General features: G+C 67.5%; 21 protein-coding genes. All 21 read right to left on the reverse strand.

The window, feature by feature from the left end; genetic code table 11:
- Positions 1-2: 2 nt before the first annotated feature.
- The gene (rplN, locus tag AB3M90_RS14525) at positions 3-371 is read right to left on the reverse strand and encodes a 50S ribosomal protein L14 (protein ID WP_025102399.1); all 369 of its coding nucleotides are present in this window, start codon (positions 369-371) and stop codon (positions 3-5) included.
- Complete coding sequence (rpsQ, locus tag AB3M90_RS14530) at positions 368-685, reverse strand: 30S ribosomal protein S17 (RefSeq protein ID WP_247625175.1); 318 nt, start codon at positions 683-685, stop codon at positions 368-370. Before rpsQ ends, rplN begins: the two co-directional genes overlap by 4 nt.
- On the reverse strand, positions 685-1,002 hold the full coding sequence (gene rpmC, locus AB3M90_RS14535; RefSeq protein ID WP_067121112.1) for a 50S ribosomal protein L29: 318 nt from the start codon (positions 1,000-1,002) through the stop codon (positions 685-687). Before rpmC ends, rpsQ begins: the two co-directional genes overlap by 1 nt.
- Positions 1,002-1,421: a 50S ribosomal protein L16 gene (gene rplP / locus AB3M90_RS14540; protein WP_412953179.1), complete on the reverse strand. Its 420-nt coding sequence runs from the start codon at positions 1,419-1,421 to the stop codon at positions 1,002-1,004. Before rplP ends, rpmC begins: the two co-directional genes overlap by 1 nt.
- Complete coding sequence (gene rpsC / locus AB3M90_RS14545) at positions 1,421-2,176, reverse strand: 30S ribosomal protein S3 (RefSeq protein ID WP_050722499.1); 756 nt, start codon at positions 2,174-2,176, stop codon at positions 1,421-1,423. The genes rplP and rpsC overlap by 1 nt, the downstream gene beginning before the upstream one ends.
- A complete protein-coding gene (rplV, locus tag AB3M90_RS14550) occupies positions 2,176-2,592 on the reverse strand; it encodes a 50S ribosomal protein L22 (RefSeq protein ID WP_412953182.1) in 417 nt (138 codons plus the stop codon). The genes rpsC and rplV overlap by 1 nt, the downstream gene beginning before the upstream one ends.
- A 25-nt stretch (positions 2,593-2,617) precedes the next feature.
- Positions 2,618-2,899: a 30S ribosomal protein S19 gene (rpsS, locus tag AB3M90_RS14555; protein WP_017201589.1), complete on the reverse strand. Its 282-nt coding sequence runs from the start codon at positions 2,897-2,899 to the stop codon at positions 2,618-2,620.
- A 12-nt stretch (positions 2,900-2,911) separates the two neighbouring features.
- A complete protein-coding gene (gene rplB, locus AB3M90_RS14560; RefSeq protein WP_412953185.1) occupies positions 2,912-3,751 on the reverse strand; it encodes a 50S ribosomal protein L2 in 840 nt (279 codons plus the stop codon).
- Positions 3,752-3,771: 20 nt separating this feature from the next.
- Entirely contained in the window at positions 3,772-4,095 is a 324-nt protein-coding gene (gene rplW, locus AB3M90_RS14565; protein WP_412953188.1) for a 50S ribosomal protein L23, read from the reverse strand.
- On the reverse strand, positions 4,092-4,754 hold the full coding sequence (rplD, locus tag AB3M90_RS14570) for a 50S ribosomal protein L4 (protein WP_412953190.1): 663 nt from the start codon (positions 4,752-4,754) through the stop codon (positions 4,092-4,094). The genes rplW and rplD overlap by 4 nt, the downstream gene beginning before the upstream one ends.
- Before the next feature lie 2 nt (positions 4,755-4,756).
- A complete protein-coding gene (rplC, locus tag AB3M90_RS14575) occupies positions 4,757-5,416 on the reverse strand; it encodes a 50S ribosomal protein L3 (protein ID WP_412953193.1) in 660 nt (219 codons plus the stop codon).
- 8 nt (positions 5,417-5,424) lie between these two features.
- A complete protein-coding gene (rpsJ, locus tag AB3M90_RS14580) occupies positions 5,425-5,733 on the reverse strand; it encodes a 30S ribosomal protein S10 (protein ID WP_017201594.1) in 309 nt (102 codons plus the stop codon).
- A gap of 837 nt (positions 5,734-6,570) precedes the next feature.
- Positions 6,571-6,783 (reverse strand): hypothetical protein, encoded by a 213-nt coding sequence (locus AB3M90_RS14585; protein WP_412953195.1) that lies wholly within the window; start codon positions 6,781-6,783, stop codon positions 6,571-6,573.
- Between the two features lie 253 nt (positions 6,784-7,036).
- Positions 7,037-7,966 (reverse strand): hypothetical protein, encoded by a 930-nt coding sequence (locus AB3M90_RS14590; RefSeq protein WP_412953198.1) that lies wholly within the window; start codon positions 7,964-7,966, stop codon positions 7,037-7,039.
- A 250-nt stretch (positions 7,967-8,216) separates the two neighbouring features.
- Entirely contained in the window at positions 8,217-9,410 is a 1,194-nt protein-coding gene (gene tuf, locus AB3M90_RS14595; protein WP_412953200.1) for an elongation factor Tu, read from the reverse strand.
- A gap of 193 nt (positions 9,411-9,603) precedes the next feature.
- A complete protein-coding gene (fusA, locus tag AB3M90_RS14600) occupies positions 9,604-11,718 on the reverse strand; it encodes an elongation factor G (protein ID WP_412953203.1) in 2,115 nt (704 codons plus the stop codon).
- Positions 11,719-11,808: 90 nt separating this feature from the next.
- Positions 11,809-12,282 carry a 30S ribosomal protein S7 gene (gene rpsG, locus AB3M90_RS14605; protein ID WP_116635676.1) on the reverse strand — a complete coding sequence of 158 codons (474 nt, stop codon included), beginning with the start codon at positions 12,280-12,282 and terminating at the stop codon, positions 11,809-11,811.
- Between the two features lie 5 nt (positions 12,283-12,287).
- On the reverse strand, positions 12,288-12,656 hold the full coding sequence (gene rpsL / locus AB3M90_RS14610; protein WP_017201609.1) for a 30S ribosomal protein S12: 369 nt from the start codon (positions 12,654-12,656) through the stop codon (positions 12,288-12,290).
- Positions 12,657-12,861: 205 nt separating this feature from the next.
- Positions 12,862-13,509: a spermidine/putrescine ABC transporter substrate-binding protein gene (locus tag AB3M90_RS14615; RefSeq protein WP_412953205.1), complete on the reverse strand. Its 648-nt coding sequence runs from the start codon at positions 13,507-13,509 to the stop codon at positions 12,862-12,864.
- A 60-nt stretch (positions 13,510-13,569) separates the two neighbouring features.
- The gene (locus AB3M90_RS14620; protein ID WP_412953206.1) at positions 13,570-14,070 is read right to left on the reverse strand and encodes a DUF6121 family protein; all 501 of its coding nucleotides are present in this window, start codon (positions 14,068-14,070) and stop codon (positions 13,570-13,572) included.
- Positions 14,070-15,098 carry an ABC transporter gene (locus AB3M90_RS14625; RefSeq protein WP_412953209.1) on the reverse strand — a complete coding sequence of 343 codons (1,029 nt, stop codon included), beginning with the start codon at positions 15,096-15,098 and terminating at the stop codon, positions 14,070-14,072. The genes AB3M90_RS14620 and AB3M90_RS14625 overlap by 1 nt, the downstream gene beginning before the upstream one ends.
- Between the last annotated feature and the right edge of the window lie 56 nt (positions 15,099-15,154).

Here is a 15,154-nt window from a genome sequence, read left to right on the forward strand (position 1 = left end):
GATTAGATGACCTCCGGCGCGAGCGAGACGATCTTCATGAACTTCTTGTCGCGAAGCTCACGGCCGACCGGCCCGAAGATGCGGGTGCCGCGGGGCTCCCCGTCGTTCTTCAGGATGACGGCGGCGTTCTCGTCGAACTTGATGTACGAGCCGTCGGGACGGCGCGTCTCCTTCTTGGTGCGGACGATGACCGCCTTGACGACGTCGCCCTTCTTCACGTTGCCGCCGGGGATCGCGTCCTTGACGGTCGCGACGATGGTGTCACCGAGACCGGCGTAACGGCGGCGCGAGCCGCCGAGGACGCGGATGGTGAGCAGCTCCTTCGCGCCGGTGTTGTCGGCGACCTTGAGGCGGGACTCCTGCTGGATCACTTGGCCTTCTCCAGAATCTCCACCAGACGCCAGCGCTTCGTGGCGCTGAGCGGGCGGGTCTCGTTGATCAGGACCAGGTCGCCGATGCCGGCGGTGTTCGCCTCATCGTGCGCCTTGACCTTCGAGGTGCGGCGGATGACCTTGCCGTAAAGCGGGTGCTTCACGCGGTCCTCGACCTCGACCACGATGGTCTTGTCCATCTTGTCGCTGACCACGTAGCCACGACGCGACTTGCGGTACCCACGGGCATCCGCGTCGCGCACGTCGTGAGCGGCGTGCTCAGCCTCGACGGCTGCTTCCTTCTTGGTGGCCATCACTCAGCCTCTTCCTTTACGGCGTCGTCGGCGGCATCCGCCTTCTTCGCCTTCGACTTGGTCGCCTTCTTCGCCGGAGCCTCGACCGGAGCGGGCGTCGCACGGATGCCCAGCTCGCGCTCGCGGATCACGGTGTAGAGACGCGCGATGTCGCGCTTGACGGCGCGGATGCGGCCGTGGCTCTCCAGCTGGCCGGTGGCCGACTGGAAACGGAGGTTGAACAGCTCCTCCTTGGCCTTGCGCAGCTCCTCGACGAGGCGCTGGTCTTCGAACGTGTCGAGCTCTGCCGGAGCGAGCTCCTTGGTGCCGATCGCCATTACGCGTCGCCCTCCTCGCGCTTGATGATGCGTGCCTTCAGCGGCAGCTTGTGGATTGCACGGGTCAGTGCCTCGCGAGCGAGCTCCTCGCTCACGCCGGCGACCTCGAAGAGGACGCGACCCGGCTTGACGTTGGCGACCCACCACTCGGGCGAGCCCTTACCCGAACCCATGCGGGTCTCGGCGGGCTTCTTCGTGAGCGGACGGTCGGGGTAGATGTTGATCCACACCTTTCCACCGCGCTTGATGTGACGGGTCATCGCGATACGAGCGGACTCGATCTGACGGTTCGTCACGTACGCGGGGGTCAGCGCCTGGATGCCGAACTCGCCGAAGGAGACCTTCGTGCCGCCGGTGGCCTGGCCGTCACGCTTGGGGTGGTGCTGCTTGCGGTACTTGACCTTGCGGGGGATAAGCATCAGGCAGACGCTCCTTCTGCGACGGGAGCCTCGTTGCGCGGCGCGCGGCGGCGGTCGCCACCACGGTCGTCACGACGGGACTTCGGTGCGTTGGCCTGCTCGCGAGCAAGCTCCTTGTTGGTCAGGTCGCCCTTGTAGATCCAGACCTTCACGCCGATGCGGCCGAAGGTGGTCTTCGCCTCGTAGAAGCCGTAGTCGATGTTCGCGCGCAGCGTGTGCAGCGGCACACGACCCTCGCGGTAGAACTCCGAGCGGCTCATCTCGGCGCCGCCGAGGCGGCCGGAGACCTGGATGCGGATGCCCTTGGCACCGGCGCGCTGAGCGCCCTGCAGGCCCTTGCGCATCGCGCGACGGAACGCCACACGAGCAGAGAGCTGCTCGGCGATGCCCTGCGCGACGAGCTGAGCGTCGGCCTCGGGGTTCTTGACCTCGAGGATGTTCAGCTGGATCTGCTTGCCGGTGAGCTTCTCGAGGTCGCCGCGGATGCGCTCGGCCTCGGCGCCGCGACGACCGATCACGATGCCCGGACGGGCGGTGTGGATGTCGACGCGGACGCGGTCACGGGTGCGCTCGATCTCGATGTTCGAGACGCCGGCGCGGTCGAGCTGCGTCTGCAGCAGACGACGGATCTTGATGTCCTCGGCCACGTAGTCGGCGTAGCGCTGACCCGGCTTCGTCGAATCCGAGAACCAGCGCGAGACGTGGTCCGTCGTGATGCCGAGGCGGAAGCCGTACGGGTTTACCTTCTGGCCCATTACTTGCTCGCCTTCTTCCTGGTCGCTGAGCTTGTCGAAGCGTCGCCCGCGGCGACCGGAGCCGCCTCCGGCGTCGAGAGCACGACCGTGATGTGGCTCGTGCGCTTCTTGATCTGGAAAGCGCGACCCTGTGCACGGGGCTGGAAACGCTTGAGCGTCGTGCCCTCGTCCACGTACGCGTTCTTCACGTACAGGTCCTGCTCGTCGAGGTACTCGCCGTCACGATCCGCCTTGACCTGCGCGTTGGCCATGGCCGACGCGACAAGCTTGTAGATCGGCTCACTGGCGGACTGCTGGGCGAACTTCAGGATCGCCAGAGCCTCCTGGGCCTGCTTGCCCTTGATGAGCGCGACGACACGACGAGCCTTCTGAGGGGTCACGCGGATGTGTCGCACGCGTGCGATGGACTCCACCATTTCTCTCTCCTCTATCGTCCCCGCGTCAGCGGCGACGGCCCTTCTTGTCGTCCTTCTCGTGGCCGCGGAAGGTGCGGGTGGGCGCGAACTCGCCCAGCTTGTGACCGACCATGGTCTCGGACACGAACACGGGGATGTGCTTGCGTCCGTCGTGGACCGCGATCGTGTGACCCAGCATGGCCGGGATGATCATGGACCGGCGGGACCAGGTCTTGATGACGTTCTTCGTGCCGGCTTCGTTCTGCACGACCACCTTGCGAAGCAGGTGCTCGTCGACGAAGGGGCCCTTCTTGAGACTGCGAGGCATCTTCTCTTACTCCTACTTGCGCTTCTTGCCGGCGTTACGACGACGCACGATGTACTTGTCGCTTTCCTTGTTGGCGTGTCGGGTGCGACCCTCAGCCTGACCCCAGGGGGTGACGGGGTGACGACCACCGGACGTCTTGCCCTCACCACCACCGTGCGGGTGGTCGACCGGGTTCATCGCGACACCGCGGACGGTCGGGCGGACGCCCTTCCAGCGCATACGGCCGGCCTTGCCCCAGTTGATGTTCGACTGCTCGGCGTTGCCGACCTCGCCGATCGTCGCGCGGCAGCGCGCATCGACGTTGCGGATCTCGCCCGAGGGGAGACGCAGCTGGGCGTAGGGGCCGTCCTTGGCGACGAGACGGACGGATGCACCGGCCGAACGCGCCATCTTCGCGCCGCCGCCGGGGCGGAGCTCGATCGCGTGGATGACGGTACCCGTCGGGATGTTCTTCAGCGGGAGGTTGTTCCCCGGCTTGATGTCGGCCCCGGCGCCCGACTCGACGACATCGCCCTGCTTGAGCTTCGCCGGCGCGAGGATGTAGCGCTTCTCGCCGTCGAAGTAGTGCAGCAGCGCGATGCGCGCGGTGCGGTTGGGGTCGTACTCGATGTGCGCGACACGGGCGTTGACGCCGTCCTTGTCATTGCGACGGAAGTCGATGACGCGGTACTGGCGCTTGTGTCCACCACCGATGTGACGGGTCGTGATGCGGCCCTGGTTGTTGCGACCACCGGTCTTGGCGAGCGGGCGCAGCAGCGACTTCTCCGGCGTCGATCGGGTGATCTCGGCGAAGTCAGCCACCGACGAGCCGCGACGGCCCGGGGTCGTGGGCTTGTACTTGCGAATAGCCATGATTGTCCTTATCCCCCGGATCAGCCGATTGCCGTGAAGATGTCGATGGTGCCCGACTTCAGGGTGACGATGGCGCGCTTGGTGTCCTTGCGCTTGCCGGTGCCGAAGCGGGTGCGACGCGCCTTGCCGGCGCGGTTGAGGGTGTTGACGCCCGCGACCTTGACGCCGAAGATCTTCTCGATGGCGAGCTTGATCTCGGTCTTCGAAGCGCGCGGGTCGACGAGGAAGGTGTACTTGCCCTCGTCGATCAGACCGTAGCTCTTCTCGGACACGACCGGCTTCAGGATGATGTCGCGCGGGTCCTTGTTCAGGGCCGTCTGGAGAACAGATGCCTGCTCGCTCATGCGGAGACCTCCTGGTCAGCGGCGGACTTCGAGGCGATGAAGCCCTCGAGAGCGGCCTGGGTGAAGACGATGTCGTCGGAGACGAGCACGTCGTAGGCGTTGAGCTGGTCGAACGTCAGCACGTGGACGTGGCCGAGGTTGCGGATGCTCTTGAGCGCGAGCTCGTCGTTCCGCTCGATGACCACGAGGACGTTCTTCGACGTGGCGACCTGCGCGAGGAAGCCCGCGGCGGCCTTGGTCGACGGAGCGCCGTCGGTGCCGAACGTGTCGATGGCGTGCAGACGGTCGCCGCGGAAGCGGTCGCTCAGCGCGCCCAGCAGGGCGGCCGCGATCATCTTCTTCGGGGTGCGCTGCGAGTAGTCGCGCGGCTTCGGGCCGTGGACGATGCCACCGCCGGTCATGTGCGGCGCGCGGATCGAGCCCTGACGGGCGTTACCCGTGCCCTTCTGCTTGAAGGGCTTGCGGCCGGCGCCGGAGACCTCGCCACGACGCTTGGTCGAGTGGGTGCCCTGGCGAGCCGCCGCGAGCTGCGCGACGACGACCTGGTGGATGAGCGGGATGTTCGTCTTGACGTCGAACAGAGCGGCGGGGAGCTCGATCGAGCCGGCCTTCTTGCCGTCTGCCTTGAGGACGTCGAGCGCGAGAGTGGAGTCAGCCATGATCAGGCACCCTTCACTGCGTTGCGGACGTAGACGATGCGGCCACGAGCACCGGGGACGGCGCCCTTGACGAGCATGAGTCCCTTCTCGATGTCGATGGCGTGCACCGTGAGGTTGAGGACGGTCACGCGCTCGCCGCCCATACGGCCGGCCATGCGCATGCCCTTGAAGACGCGGCTCGGGGTCGACGATGCGCCGATGGAGCCGGGCTTGCGGTGGTTGCGGTGCGCACCATGCGAAGCCGAGACGCCCTTGAAGTTGTGGCGCTTCATGACACCGGCGGTGCCCTTGCCCTTGCTCGTGCCGACGACGTCGACGAGCTGGCCGGCCTCGAAGGTGCCGTCGACCGTGAGCTCCTGGCCCAGGGTGTAGTCGCCGGCATCCGCGGTGCGGATCTCGGTGACGTGACGGCGCGGCGTGACGCCGGCGGCCTCGAAGTGAGCCGTGAGGGGCTTGTTCACCTTGCGGGGGTCGATCTGCCCGTACGCGATCTGCACGGCGTTGTAGCCGTCCTTCTCGGGGGTGCGGACCTGCGTGACGACGTTCGGAGCGAGCTCGATGACGGTGACGGGAACGAGCTTGCCGTTCTCGTTCCAGACCTGGGTCATGCCGAGCTTGGTGCCGAGCATGCCCTTGGAAACCTTGGTGTTGATGTCAGCCATGTCGAACCTCAGAGCTTGATCTCGATGTTGACATCGGCGGGCAGGTCGAGGCGCATCAGCGAGTCGACGGCCTTGGGCGTCGGGTCGACGATGTCGATCAGGCGCTTGTGGGTGCGCATCTCGAAGTGCTCGCGGCTGTCCTTGTACTTGTGCGGCGACCGGATGACGCACACGACGTTCTTCTCGGTCGGAAGGGGCACGGGGCCGACGACGGTCGCGCCCGCACGGGTCACGGTGTCGACGATCTTGCGTGCGGACGTGTCGATGACCTCGTGGTCATACGACTTCAGGCGAATGCGGATCTTCTGTCCCGCCATTGTCTGCTCTCTCTCTATCAGCGTCTTACCGTCCTGGGCCGGGTGACCCTGGGGCATTGGACGCACGTCGGCGCTGTTCACGCCTCGGCACTCGTCTTCTCGAGCTCGGGGACCTGGTCCCTGAGCCGTCGAAGGGCTGCACCACTGTTCTGCTGTCAGCCGCACACCGTCAGGCGCACGGATGCCGACCTCCGCCGCGCACGGCGAACCTCCTCGGAAGAAGGTGTCGGGGATGTGTTCTGCTACCCGCGGCCTAGAACCCTGCACCGTCCCGGAGGAGGCGCCGTCTATGCACTGCCCTGGCAGTGATCCATCGCACGCGCAGCGCGGACGGAATATCGAACCTGTCTATTCTGCCATGCCCGATTTCGGTTCCGCAAACCCGGGCGTGTCGCGCTCCGGCATCCGCCCTGTCACGGCCGTCAGGCGACGGGTGAGAGCGGGGCGAGGCATCCCCATGCCTCGCCCCGCTTGGGGAGGACGTTCAGTGCGAGGGGGCACACCGAACGCGAGGATGCCGGCGTGAAGGGACGCCGGAATCCCCGTTCGAGGGCGCGGCGGAAGTCCCGCCGCGCAGGCAGGGAGACGCTTTGGCGCACCGAGTGCGCGCGTCGCACGATGATCCCCAAGATCGTTAATCCCCAGTTTGTACGCGGTAGCCGCGTGTTTCGGGAGCCGAACCCCTTCGGCTGCCCCGACCGCAAGATCCCCAGGCGGTCTCGAACATCATACGCGGTCCGAGCGCCCAGATGCGAGCCCGGGACGGCCGAAATATCGGCAGACGCAGAAGCGGCGGTCCACCTCGGTGGACCGCCGCTCGTGATCGTGCGCCGGATGCTACTCGTTGCCGACGGCCTTGTCGGCGCTGTCGCGGATCTCGTCGATCTTGTCCGCGGCGCCGGGGGCGATCTTCTTGGCGAAGTCGGCGACTCCGTCGAGGACCTTGTCGCTGATGTCCTCCGCCTGCTCGCTCTTCACGGCTTCGGCGATCTTGTCCTTGTTCTGCTCGTACAGATCCCGGCCCTTGTTGACAGCGTCATCGATTCCCATTCGTGTCCCCTTCGATCGTGTCTTCGCCGGCGGAGCGCCGACCACCCCATTGTGCCGCTCCACCCTCCTCCGCGGAACCCTCCGCTCCTCCCCCGCTCCGCCCCCGCCCGTCCCCGCCCCCGCCCCCATCCGCGCGTCCGCGCCCGCGCCCCGCGCCCCCGCCCTGCCCCCGCCCGCGCCCGCCCCGCGCGTCCCGACGCTGAGAGGAGCAACACGCCGGTGAATCGCCCCCGGCACCGGCGTGTTCCTCCTTTCAGCGGCCGGATCGCGCGGTGAGCAGACGTTCGAGCCGCGCGAGGAAGCTCGCACGCCCGCGGCCGAGATCGACCTGTGTCAGCCGGATGACGGTCCAGCCGAGCTCCTCGAGTGCTCGCTGTCGACGGATGTCCTCGCGCCATTGATCCCGGTCCGTGCGGTGACCGTCGCCCTCGTACTCCATGGCGATCTTCCACTGCGGATACGCGAGGTCGACGGTCGCGACCTTGTAGCCGCGGTCGCGCACCTCGTACTGGACGACCGGCTCCGGCATCCCCGCGCCGACGATGAGCAGGCGGGTCTCGGTCTCCTTGGGAGAGTCGACCCCCGCTCTCGCCCAGTCTTGAGCGGCTCGGATCGTCGCGATCCCCTCGAATCTCTCCCACGATGCGATGTCCCGTGCGATCTCGGGGAGCGTGGCGAGGGGGCGGCGCGGATCGAGCCCCGGATAGTGATCCGACGAGGTGATCAGCGCATCGACCACGACCGCCGCCTGGACCGGCGTCAACCGCGGCGCCAATGTGAAGAGCGTCGCGATCGGATCGAGCACGGGAAGGCCGGCGACCCGCATCAGCGCTCCCCGATCGTGTCGCAGACGGCGCCCCCGGACGCCGCGGATGCTCGGCGGCGCGGAGTCCTCGGGCACCGCGACCTCGAGCGGTTCGTCCGCCGTCCATCGCCACGGCACCGGGAGCCCCCAGATCCGTGCCGCGGTCACGCCGCAGAAGCGATGACCTCCCCGGATGCGACGCGAATAGCACTCGGCCACCGCTCGGAAGCTCAGCGGAACCTCGATGGAGCGGACTCCCGGGAACGGTCGAGCGAGGTCGGCGGAATCCTGACGCCAGCGGGAGACACCGAGGTCGGCGGCATCCGACAGAGCGAACGTCTGTCCCAGTTCCTTCGGCAGAGCGGAGCGGTGGCGCATGCCATCGATGCTGTCTTCGTCGCAGGCCGCTGGCACGCCGCTCTCCGACGATTCGCCGGTGCGTGTGCGGAACGCATCGATGGGCCTTGCTTGTGCAGAGCCATTTCGACGCGCTCGAGGGAGGAACACGCCGGTGAATCGCTCGCGGCACCGGCGTGTTCCTCCCTTGAGCGAAACGGGCGCGGGGCCGGGGGGGTACGGCAAAGGGGCCGGACCCGAAGGTCCGACCCCTGTGCGAAGTAAGAAGGACTTACTTGACGATCTTCGTGACCGTACCGGCGCCGACGGTGCGTCCACCCTCACGGATGGCGAAGCCGAGGCCCTCCTCCATGGCGATCGGCTGGATCAGCTCGACCGTCATGTCGGTGGTGTCGCCGGGCATGACCATCTCGGTGCCCTCGGGCAGCGAGATGACGCCGGTGACGTCGGTGGTGCGGAAGTAGAACTGCGGGCGGTAGTTCGTGTAGAAGGGGTTGTGGCGTCCACCCTCGTCCTTCGACAGGATGTACGCGGTGCCCTCGAAGTCGGTGTGCGGCGTGACCGAACCCGGCTTGACGATGACCTGACCGCGCTCGACGTCCTCACGCTTCGTACCACGGAGCAGAAGACCACAGTTCTCGCCGGCCCAGGCCTCGTCGAGCTGCTTGTGGAACATCTCGATACCCGTGACCGTGGTCTTGACGGTCGGACGGAGCCCGACGATCTCGACCTCGGAGTTGATGGCCAGCGTGCCACGCTCGGCACGACCCGTGACGACGGTTCCACGACCGGTGATCGTGAAGACGTCCTCGACGGGCATCAGGAACGGCTTGTCGCGGTCGCGCTCGGGGTCCGGAACGCTGTCGTCGACGGCCTGCATGAGCTCGAGGATGGCGTCGGTCCACTTCTCGTCGCCCTCGAGGGCCTTGAGAGCCGACACGCGCACGACGGGAGCGTCGTCGCCGTCGAAGCCCTGGCTCGAGAGCAGCTCGCGAACCTCGAGCTCGACGAGCTCCAGGATCTCCTCGTCGTCGACCATGTCGGACTTGTTCAGCGCGACCAGCAGGTAGGGGACGCCGACCTGCTTGGCGAGCAGCACGTGCTCGCGCGTCTGAGCCATCGGGCCGTCGGTGGCGGCGACCACGAGGATCGCGCCGTCCATCTGAGCCGCACCGGTGATCATGTTCTTGACGTAGTCGGCGTGGCCGGGAGCGTCGACGTGCGCGTAGTGGCGCTTCGGGGTCTCGTACTCGATGTGCGAGATGTTGATGGTGATACCACGCTGGCGCTCTTCCGGCGCCGAGTCGATGGAAGCGAAGTCGCGCTGCACGTTGGTGTCGGAGGGGTACTTGTCAGCAAGCACCTTCGAGATCGCTGCGGAGAGCGTGGTCTTGCCGTGGTCGACGTGACCGATCGTTCCGATGTTGACGTGCGGCTTGGTCCGCTCGAACTTGGCCTTAGCCACTGGGTCCTCCTCAGGACGTCGTTGTAGAGGTGCCGGGCACTGGATTGCGACCGGTTCTCTACGGGTGTGATTCTCAGTTTAGTAGAGAGGGAATGTGAAGTTGTAGGTGACCTGGGAGCCGGCCCTTCGGCAGGTTCCGGGCCCCGGATGCCGGGACCCTTCGACAAGCTCAGGGACCCGGCATCCGAAAGGGTTACTCGCCCTTGGTCTTCTGGACGATCTCGTCGGCCACGGCGCGCGGCACCTCGGCGTAGCTGTCGAACTCCATGGAGTAGACGGCACGACCGGAGGTCTTCGAACGCAGGTCGCCGATGTAGCCGAACATCTCGGACAGCGGCACCGAAGCGCGCACCACCTTGACGCCCGCGGCATCCTCCATCGACTGGATCTGGCCGCGACGCGAGTTCAGGTCGCCGATGACGTCGCCCATGTACTCCTCGGGAGTACGGACCTCGACGGCCATCAGCGGCTCGAGCAGCACGGGGTTGGCGCGGCGAGCGGCCTCCTTGAAGCCCATGGAGCCCGCGATCTTGAACGCCATCTCCGAGGAGTCGACGTCGTGGGCCGCACCGTCGACGATGGTCGCCTTGACGCCCACCATCGGGTAGCCCGCGAGCACGCCGACGTTCATCGCATCCTGGAAACCGGCGTCGATCGAGCCGATGTACTCACGCGGGATGCGACCACCGGTGACCGAGTTGACGAACTCGTAGGTCTTCTCGCCGTCGAGCTCGAGGGGCTCGATGGTGAACTGGATCTTCGCGAACTGACCCGATCCACCGGTCTGCTTCTTGTGCGTGTAGTCGTGCTTCTCGACGGCCTTGCGGATCGTCTCGCGGTAGGCCACCTGGGGCTTTCCGACGTTCGCCTCGACGCGGAACTCGCGCTTCATGCGGTCGACGAGGATGTCGAGGTGCAGCTCGCCCATGCCCTTGATGGTCGTCTGACCGGTCTCGGGGTTGAGCTCGGTGCGGAAGGTCGGGTCCTCCTCAGCGAGCTTCTGGATCGCGAGACCCAGCTTCTCCTGGTCGGCCTTGGTCTTCGGCTCGATGGCGACCTCGATCACCGGCTCCGGGAAGGTCATCGACTCGAGGACCACCGGCTGCGCGATGTCTGCCAGCGTGTCACCCGTCGTCGTGTCCTTCAGACCGATGACGGCGTAGATGTTGCCGGCGGTCAGCTTGTCGACCGGGTTCTCCTTGTTGGCGTGCATCTGGAAGATCTTTCCGATGCGCTCCTTCTTGCCCTTGGTCGAGTTGATGACCTGGGCACCCGACTCGAGCTCGCCCGAGTAGACGCGCACGTAGGTGAGGCGACCGAAGAAGGGGTGCACCGCGACCTTGAAGGCCAGCGCGGCGAACGGGTCCTTGGCGTCGGGGTGACGCTCGATGATCTTCTCCTCGTCCTTCGGGTCGTGCGCCTCGATGGCGGGCACGTCCAGCGGGGACGGGAGGAAGTCGACGACGGCGTCCAGCATCGGCTGCACACCGCGGTTCTTGAACGCCGAGCCGCAGAGCACGGGGTAGATCTCCGAGGCGACGACCATCTTGCGGATGGCGCCCTTGATCTCGGCGACCGTGAGCTCCTCGCCGCCGAAGAACTTCTCGAGAAGCTCCTCGTCGGTCTCGGCGACGGTCTCGAGCAGGGTCTGACGGTACTCGTCGGCCTTGTCCTTGAGGTCGGCCGGGATCTCCTGGATCTCGTACGACGCGCCCATGGTGACATCACCCTTGGCGTCGCCGGGCCAGACCAGCGCGCGCATCTCGATGAGGTCGATGACGCCCACGAAGTCGTTCTCGGCGCCGATCGGGAGCTGCAGCACGAGCGGCTTGGCTCCCAGGCGGTTCACGATGGTGTCGACGGTGAAGTAAAAGTCGGCGCCGAGCTTGTCCATCTTGTTGACGAAGCAGATGCGCGGGACGTTGTACTTGTCGGCCTGACGCCACACCGTCTCGGACTGGGGCTCGACGCCCTCCTTGCCGTCGAACACGGCGACCGCGCCGTCGAGCACGCGGAGCGACCGCTCCACCTCGACGGTGAAGTCGACGTGCCCGGGGGTGTCGATGATGTTGATCTGGTTCTTGTTCCAGAAGCAGGTCACGGCGGCAGACGTGATCGTGATGCCGCGCTCCTTCTCCTGCTCCATCCAGTCGGTGGTCGAGGCGCCGTCGTGCGTCTCGCCGAGCTTGTGGTTGACGCCCGTGTAGAACAGGATGCGCTCGGTCGTCGTGGTCTTGCCGGCGTCGATGTGGGCCATGATGCCGATGTTGCGGACCTTGCTCAGGTCGGTGAGCACGTCTTGTGCCACAGGAGTGTCCTTATCTTTCGTGCAGGGGTGCTGCGCGGAGGGTTTTGACGGGCTCAGGAACGCGGATGGGTCCCTGAGCCCGTCGGAGTGTTACCAGCGGTAGTGAGCGAACGCGCGGTTCGACTCGGCCATCTTGTGGGTGTCTTCGCGGCGCTTGACCGCGGCACCGAGGCCGTTCGACGCGTCGAGGATCTCGTTCTGGAGACGCTCAGTCATCGTCTTCTCACGACGACCCTTGGCGTAGCTCACGAGCCAGCGCAGCGCGAGGGTGTTCGCGCGGTGCGGCTTGACCTCGACCGGCACCTGGTAGGTCGAGCCACCGACGCGGCGGCTGCGGACCTCGAGGGTCGGGCGCACGTTGTCGAGGGCCTTCTTGAGGGTGGCGACGGCGTCCTGGCCGCCGTTCTTCGCCTCGACGCCGCGGAGAGCGCCGTAGACGATCGACTCGGCGAGCGACTTCTTGCCGTCGACGAGGATCTTGTTCACCAGCGAGGTGACGATCGGCGCGCCGTAGACCGGGTCGTTGACGACGGGGCGCTTGGGGGCGGGACCCTTACGAGGCATCTGACTCAACCCTTCTTCGCGCCGTAGCGGGAACGAGCCTGCTTACGGTTCTTGACGGCCTGGGTGTCCAGGGCGCCGCGGACGATCTTGTAACGCACACCGGGGAGGTCCTTCACACGACCGCCGCGGACGAGCACCAGCGAGTGCTCCTGCAGGTTGTGGCCCTCACCGGGGATGTACGCGGTGACCTCGGTGCCGTTGCGGAGCTTGACACGGGCGACCTTGCGCATCGCCGAGTTCGGCTTCTTCGGGGTGGTGGTGTAGACGCGGGTGCAGACCCCGGCCTGCTGCGGGTTCGACTTGAGCGCGGGCGCCTTGGTCTTGGTGACCTTGGGCGAGCGACCCTTGCGAACCAACTGCTGAATGGTTGGCACGTTCTCTCCTCATAGTGCTGCACGGTGACAGCGTGATGGGTTTCACATCATGACCCACCGGCGCGCCGGAATCGACGCGCTTTTGGTGTGATGGGTATGCCGTGGGGGCGGACCGGCGAGGTGCCGACGCCCAGCGCGCACGTCAAGACGTGCACACACCTGATCAAGTGTAATGCCGCGTAACCTGGCGGTCAAATGGTCACGGCTAGGGCGCCTCGGGGTCGAACGGCGAGTCCAGCGACTGGGTGAGTTCGGCGAGCATGGCCTCGATCTGCGGCTCGATGTGCTGGGAGATCGCCGCCTGGATCTGCAGGCGATGCCGGAGCAGGATGCCGCAGATCTCGCGTCCGATCATGTTGGCGTACTCGTCGGCGAGAGCCACCTCCTGGCGGAGCGCCACCTTCGCCTCCTCCGTCAGCGGCGGCAGCGGGGGCAGCTCGTCGGCCGCATCGTCGGCGAGGCCGGCGATGGTGAACAGGAACGGGGCGCCGGGCACCGGCTCGGGGTCGAGGGGCAGCCCGTCGAACTCCGGGTCGAGGTCTTCGGCGGGTCGGTAGCTGCGCGCCCGGTTGCGCGCCGCCTGCTGGTCGAGTTCACGCTGGAGCATGGGCAGGTTGCGCGCCGTGTACTCGGCGACGGCATGGTCGACGATCGTCTTCATGCGCGTCGACAGCCCGTGCTGCACCCCGTGGGGGGTGTCGGCGCCGATGCCGGCGGCGGAGAGGATGGGCGACCCCAGGCAGCGGCGACAGGGGGCGACGCGACCGCGGTGGGTCGCCGGCTCCCAGCGCGGCACCCAGCGCAGCCAGGCCTCGACGGCCTGGTCGACCTGCGTCTCCAACGAGCGCTCCACCCCACCAGCGTACGGCGCGTCGCCGGTTCCCGCGGCGATTTCCGGCATCCGGCTGGCGGGTCACTCCTCGTCGTCGCGCTCCCAGGGCCAGCGCGGGCGGGCGGATCGTGTGCGCCGAAGGGCGATGCCCGACCAGCCGGCGATCGCCGCCGCGATCAGGAGCACGGCGCTCGCGCCGCCGCGCACGAGGTCGCCGGCGACGGCGGTGGCGATGATGACGCCCCCCGACCCGAACAGCACCGCTACCCAGACGCCGATGAGGTGGGCGAGACCGGCGACGAGCGCGATCGTGATCGTGGCCAGGAACGACGGATGCTGCCGCCGCAGCGCCGCCCCCAGCGTGAGGGCGAAGCCGGCCACGGCGGCCAGCATCCCGATCACTCCCGGAAGGGGTCCGGGGCCGGGCACGGCGATGATGTCGGCGTCGGTGGCGACGCTGACCGCGCCGAGCCCGAAGACGCTCAGCGCGAAGAACCCGACCGTCGCGAGGACGATCGCCAGGACAGCCGAGACCCCCGCGGACTCGGGTCCGCGGGGGTCTGGCGTGCTGGAGTCGGTCATCACCTCGACAGCGTCGGGCCGGCCTCGAGCGTGCGCTCGTACTCGCGCTGGGCCTCGGCGTTGAGCTCGGTCTTGCGGGCGCCGCTGCGAGCGACCCAGGCGCCGAACCAGATGGTGAGCTCGCGGGCGAAGACGAAGGCGGCGATCGCCAGAGGGGCCAGCAGCTGCTCGCCGACGAGCGTGAGGCCCTCGGTGGCCGTCAGCCGCCAGAACGGCTCCTCGAACAGCTGCCCGAGGATGTGCCCGGCGTAGGCGATGACACCGACGATGAGACCGAACACGACCCACAGACCCCAGCGGCCGCGGTTGATGATCGCGCCGAGGAGCCAGAAGCCGAGGAAGAACACGACGACGGGAGTCCAGTAGCCCCAGGTGACCAGCGGCGCGAGCAGAGCCTCGCCGATGTTCTCGCCGGTGACGTCGCCCTCGATGGCGCGGAGACCGATGGTCGCGCCGAGGTAGAGAAGGGCGAAGACGACCGTCGCGAGCAGACCGATCGCGCCCGCCGTGCCTCGGTTGCCCCGGTCGCGCGGCGGCTCGGGCGCCTGCACGAAGATCGGCTGCGGCGCCTGGGCCGCCGAGGCGACGAGCGGCTCGGACGGGACGACGCGCGTCTCGGTGCGGTCGTCGTGCGGGGCATACGCGGCGTCCGCGATCGGGGTGTCGTCACGGTCGTACACCGCGGTGGCGTCGTGGTCGCGCACCGCGTCGCGATCATCGGCCACGGGGGCGACGGCGGTCGCGTCGCGGTCCGTCAGGCGGTCGCGGTCGGCGTCGATCGACGAGTGCGCGATGGTCGGCGGCACGGCGGGAGGCGGCGGGGAGGAGAAGACCCCGGGATGCTCCCGCTCGGCCTCTTCGAAAGCGGCGAGGTCGGGGTCGACCGGCCTGCGCTCCTCCGGCTCGGCGGAGGAGCCGGGCACTCCGGCACCCGCCGCGGCGGCGGCGTCGAGGCCGGCGTTCGCGCTGCCGACGACGTCGTCGACGTCTCTCGGCTTCTCATGCTGGGGAGCGTCGGGGTCACTCATGGGGTGCGCCTCTCGTCGGATGTGTGCAGTGCGAGGCTACCGCCGCGCGCGCGAGC

The sequence above is a fragment of the Microbacterium martis genome (genome assembly GCF_047246685.1).
Lineage (GTDB): Bacteria > Actinomycetota > Actinomycetes > Actinomycetales > Microbacteriaceae > Microbacterium.

Coding starts and splice junctions, on each gene's coding strand:
- rplP (WP_412953179.1), bottom strand. CDS start 1,421: ATGCTTATCCCCCGCAAGGTCAAGTACCGCAAGCAGCACCACCCCAAG.
- rplB (WP_412953185.1), bottom strand. CDS start 3,751: ATGGCTATTCGCAAGTACAAGCCCACGACCCCGGGCCGTCGCGGCTCG.
- AB3M90_RS14590 (WP_412953198.1), bottom strand. CDS start 7,966: ATGCGCCACCGCTCCGCTCTGCCGAAGGAACTGGGACAGACGTTCGCT.
- rpmC (WP_067121112.1), bottom strand. CDS start 1,002: ATGGCGATCGGCACCAAGGAGCTCGCTCCGGCAGAGCTCGACACGTTC.
- rpsG (WP_116635676.1), bottom strand. CDS start 12,282: ATGCCTCGTAAGGGTCCCGCCCCCAAGCGCCCCGTCGTCAACGACCCG.
- AB3M90_RS14625 (WP_412953209.1), bottom strand. CDS start 15,098: ATGAGTGACCCCGACGCTCCCCAGCATGAGAAGCCGAGAGACGTCGAC.
- rpsS (WP_017201589.1), bottom strand. CDS start 2,899: ATGCCTCGCAGTCTCAAGAAGGGCCCCTTCGTCGACGAGCACCTGCTT.
- rplV (WP_412953182.1), bottom strand. CDS start 2,592: ATGGTGGAGTCCATCGCACGCGTGCGACACATCCGCGTGACCCCTCAG.
- rpsJ (WP_017201594.1), bottom strand. CDS start 5,733: ATGGCGGGACAGAAGATCCGCATTCGCCTGAAGTCGTATGACCACGAG.
- AB3M90_RS14620 (WP_412953206.1), bottom strand. CDS start 14,070: ATGACCGACTCCAGCACGCCAGACCCCCGCGGACCCGAGTCCGCGGGG.
- rplD (WP_412953190.1), bottom strand. CDS start 4,754: ATGGCTGACTCCACTCTCGCGCTCGACGTCCTCAAGGCAGACGGCAAG.
- rplW (WP_412953188.1), bottom strand. CDS start 4,095: ATGAGCGAGCAGGCATCTGTTCTCCAGACGGCCCTGAACAAGGACCCG.
- rplC (WP_412953193.1), bottom strand. CDS start 5,416: ATGGCTGACATCAACACCAAGGTTTCCAAGGGCATGCTCGGCACCAAG.
- rpsC (WP_050722499.1), bottom strand. CDS start 2,176: ATGGGCCAGAAGGTAAACCCGTACGGCTTCCGCCTCGGCATCACGACG.
- AB3M90_RS14585 (WP_412953195.1), bottom strand. CDS start 6,783: ATGGGAATCGATGACGCTGTCAACAAGGGCCGGGATCTGTACGAGCAG.
- rpsQ (WP_247625175.1), bottom strand. CDS start 685: ATGGCCACCAAGAAGGAAGCAGCCGTCGAGGCTGAGCACGCCGCTCAC.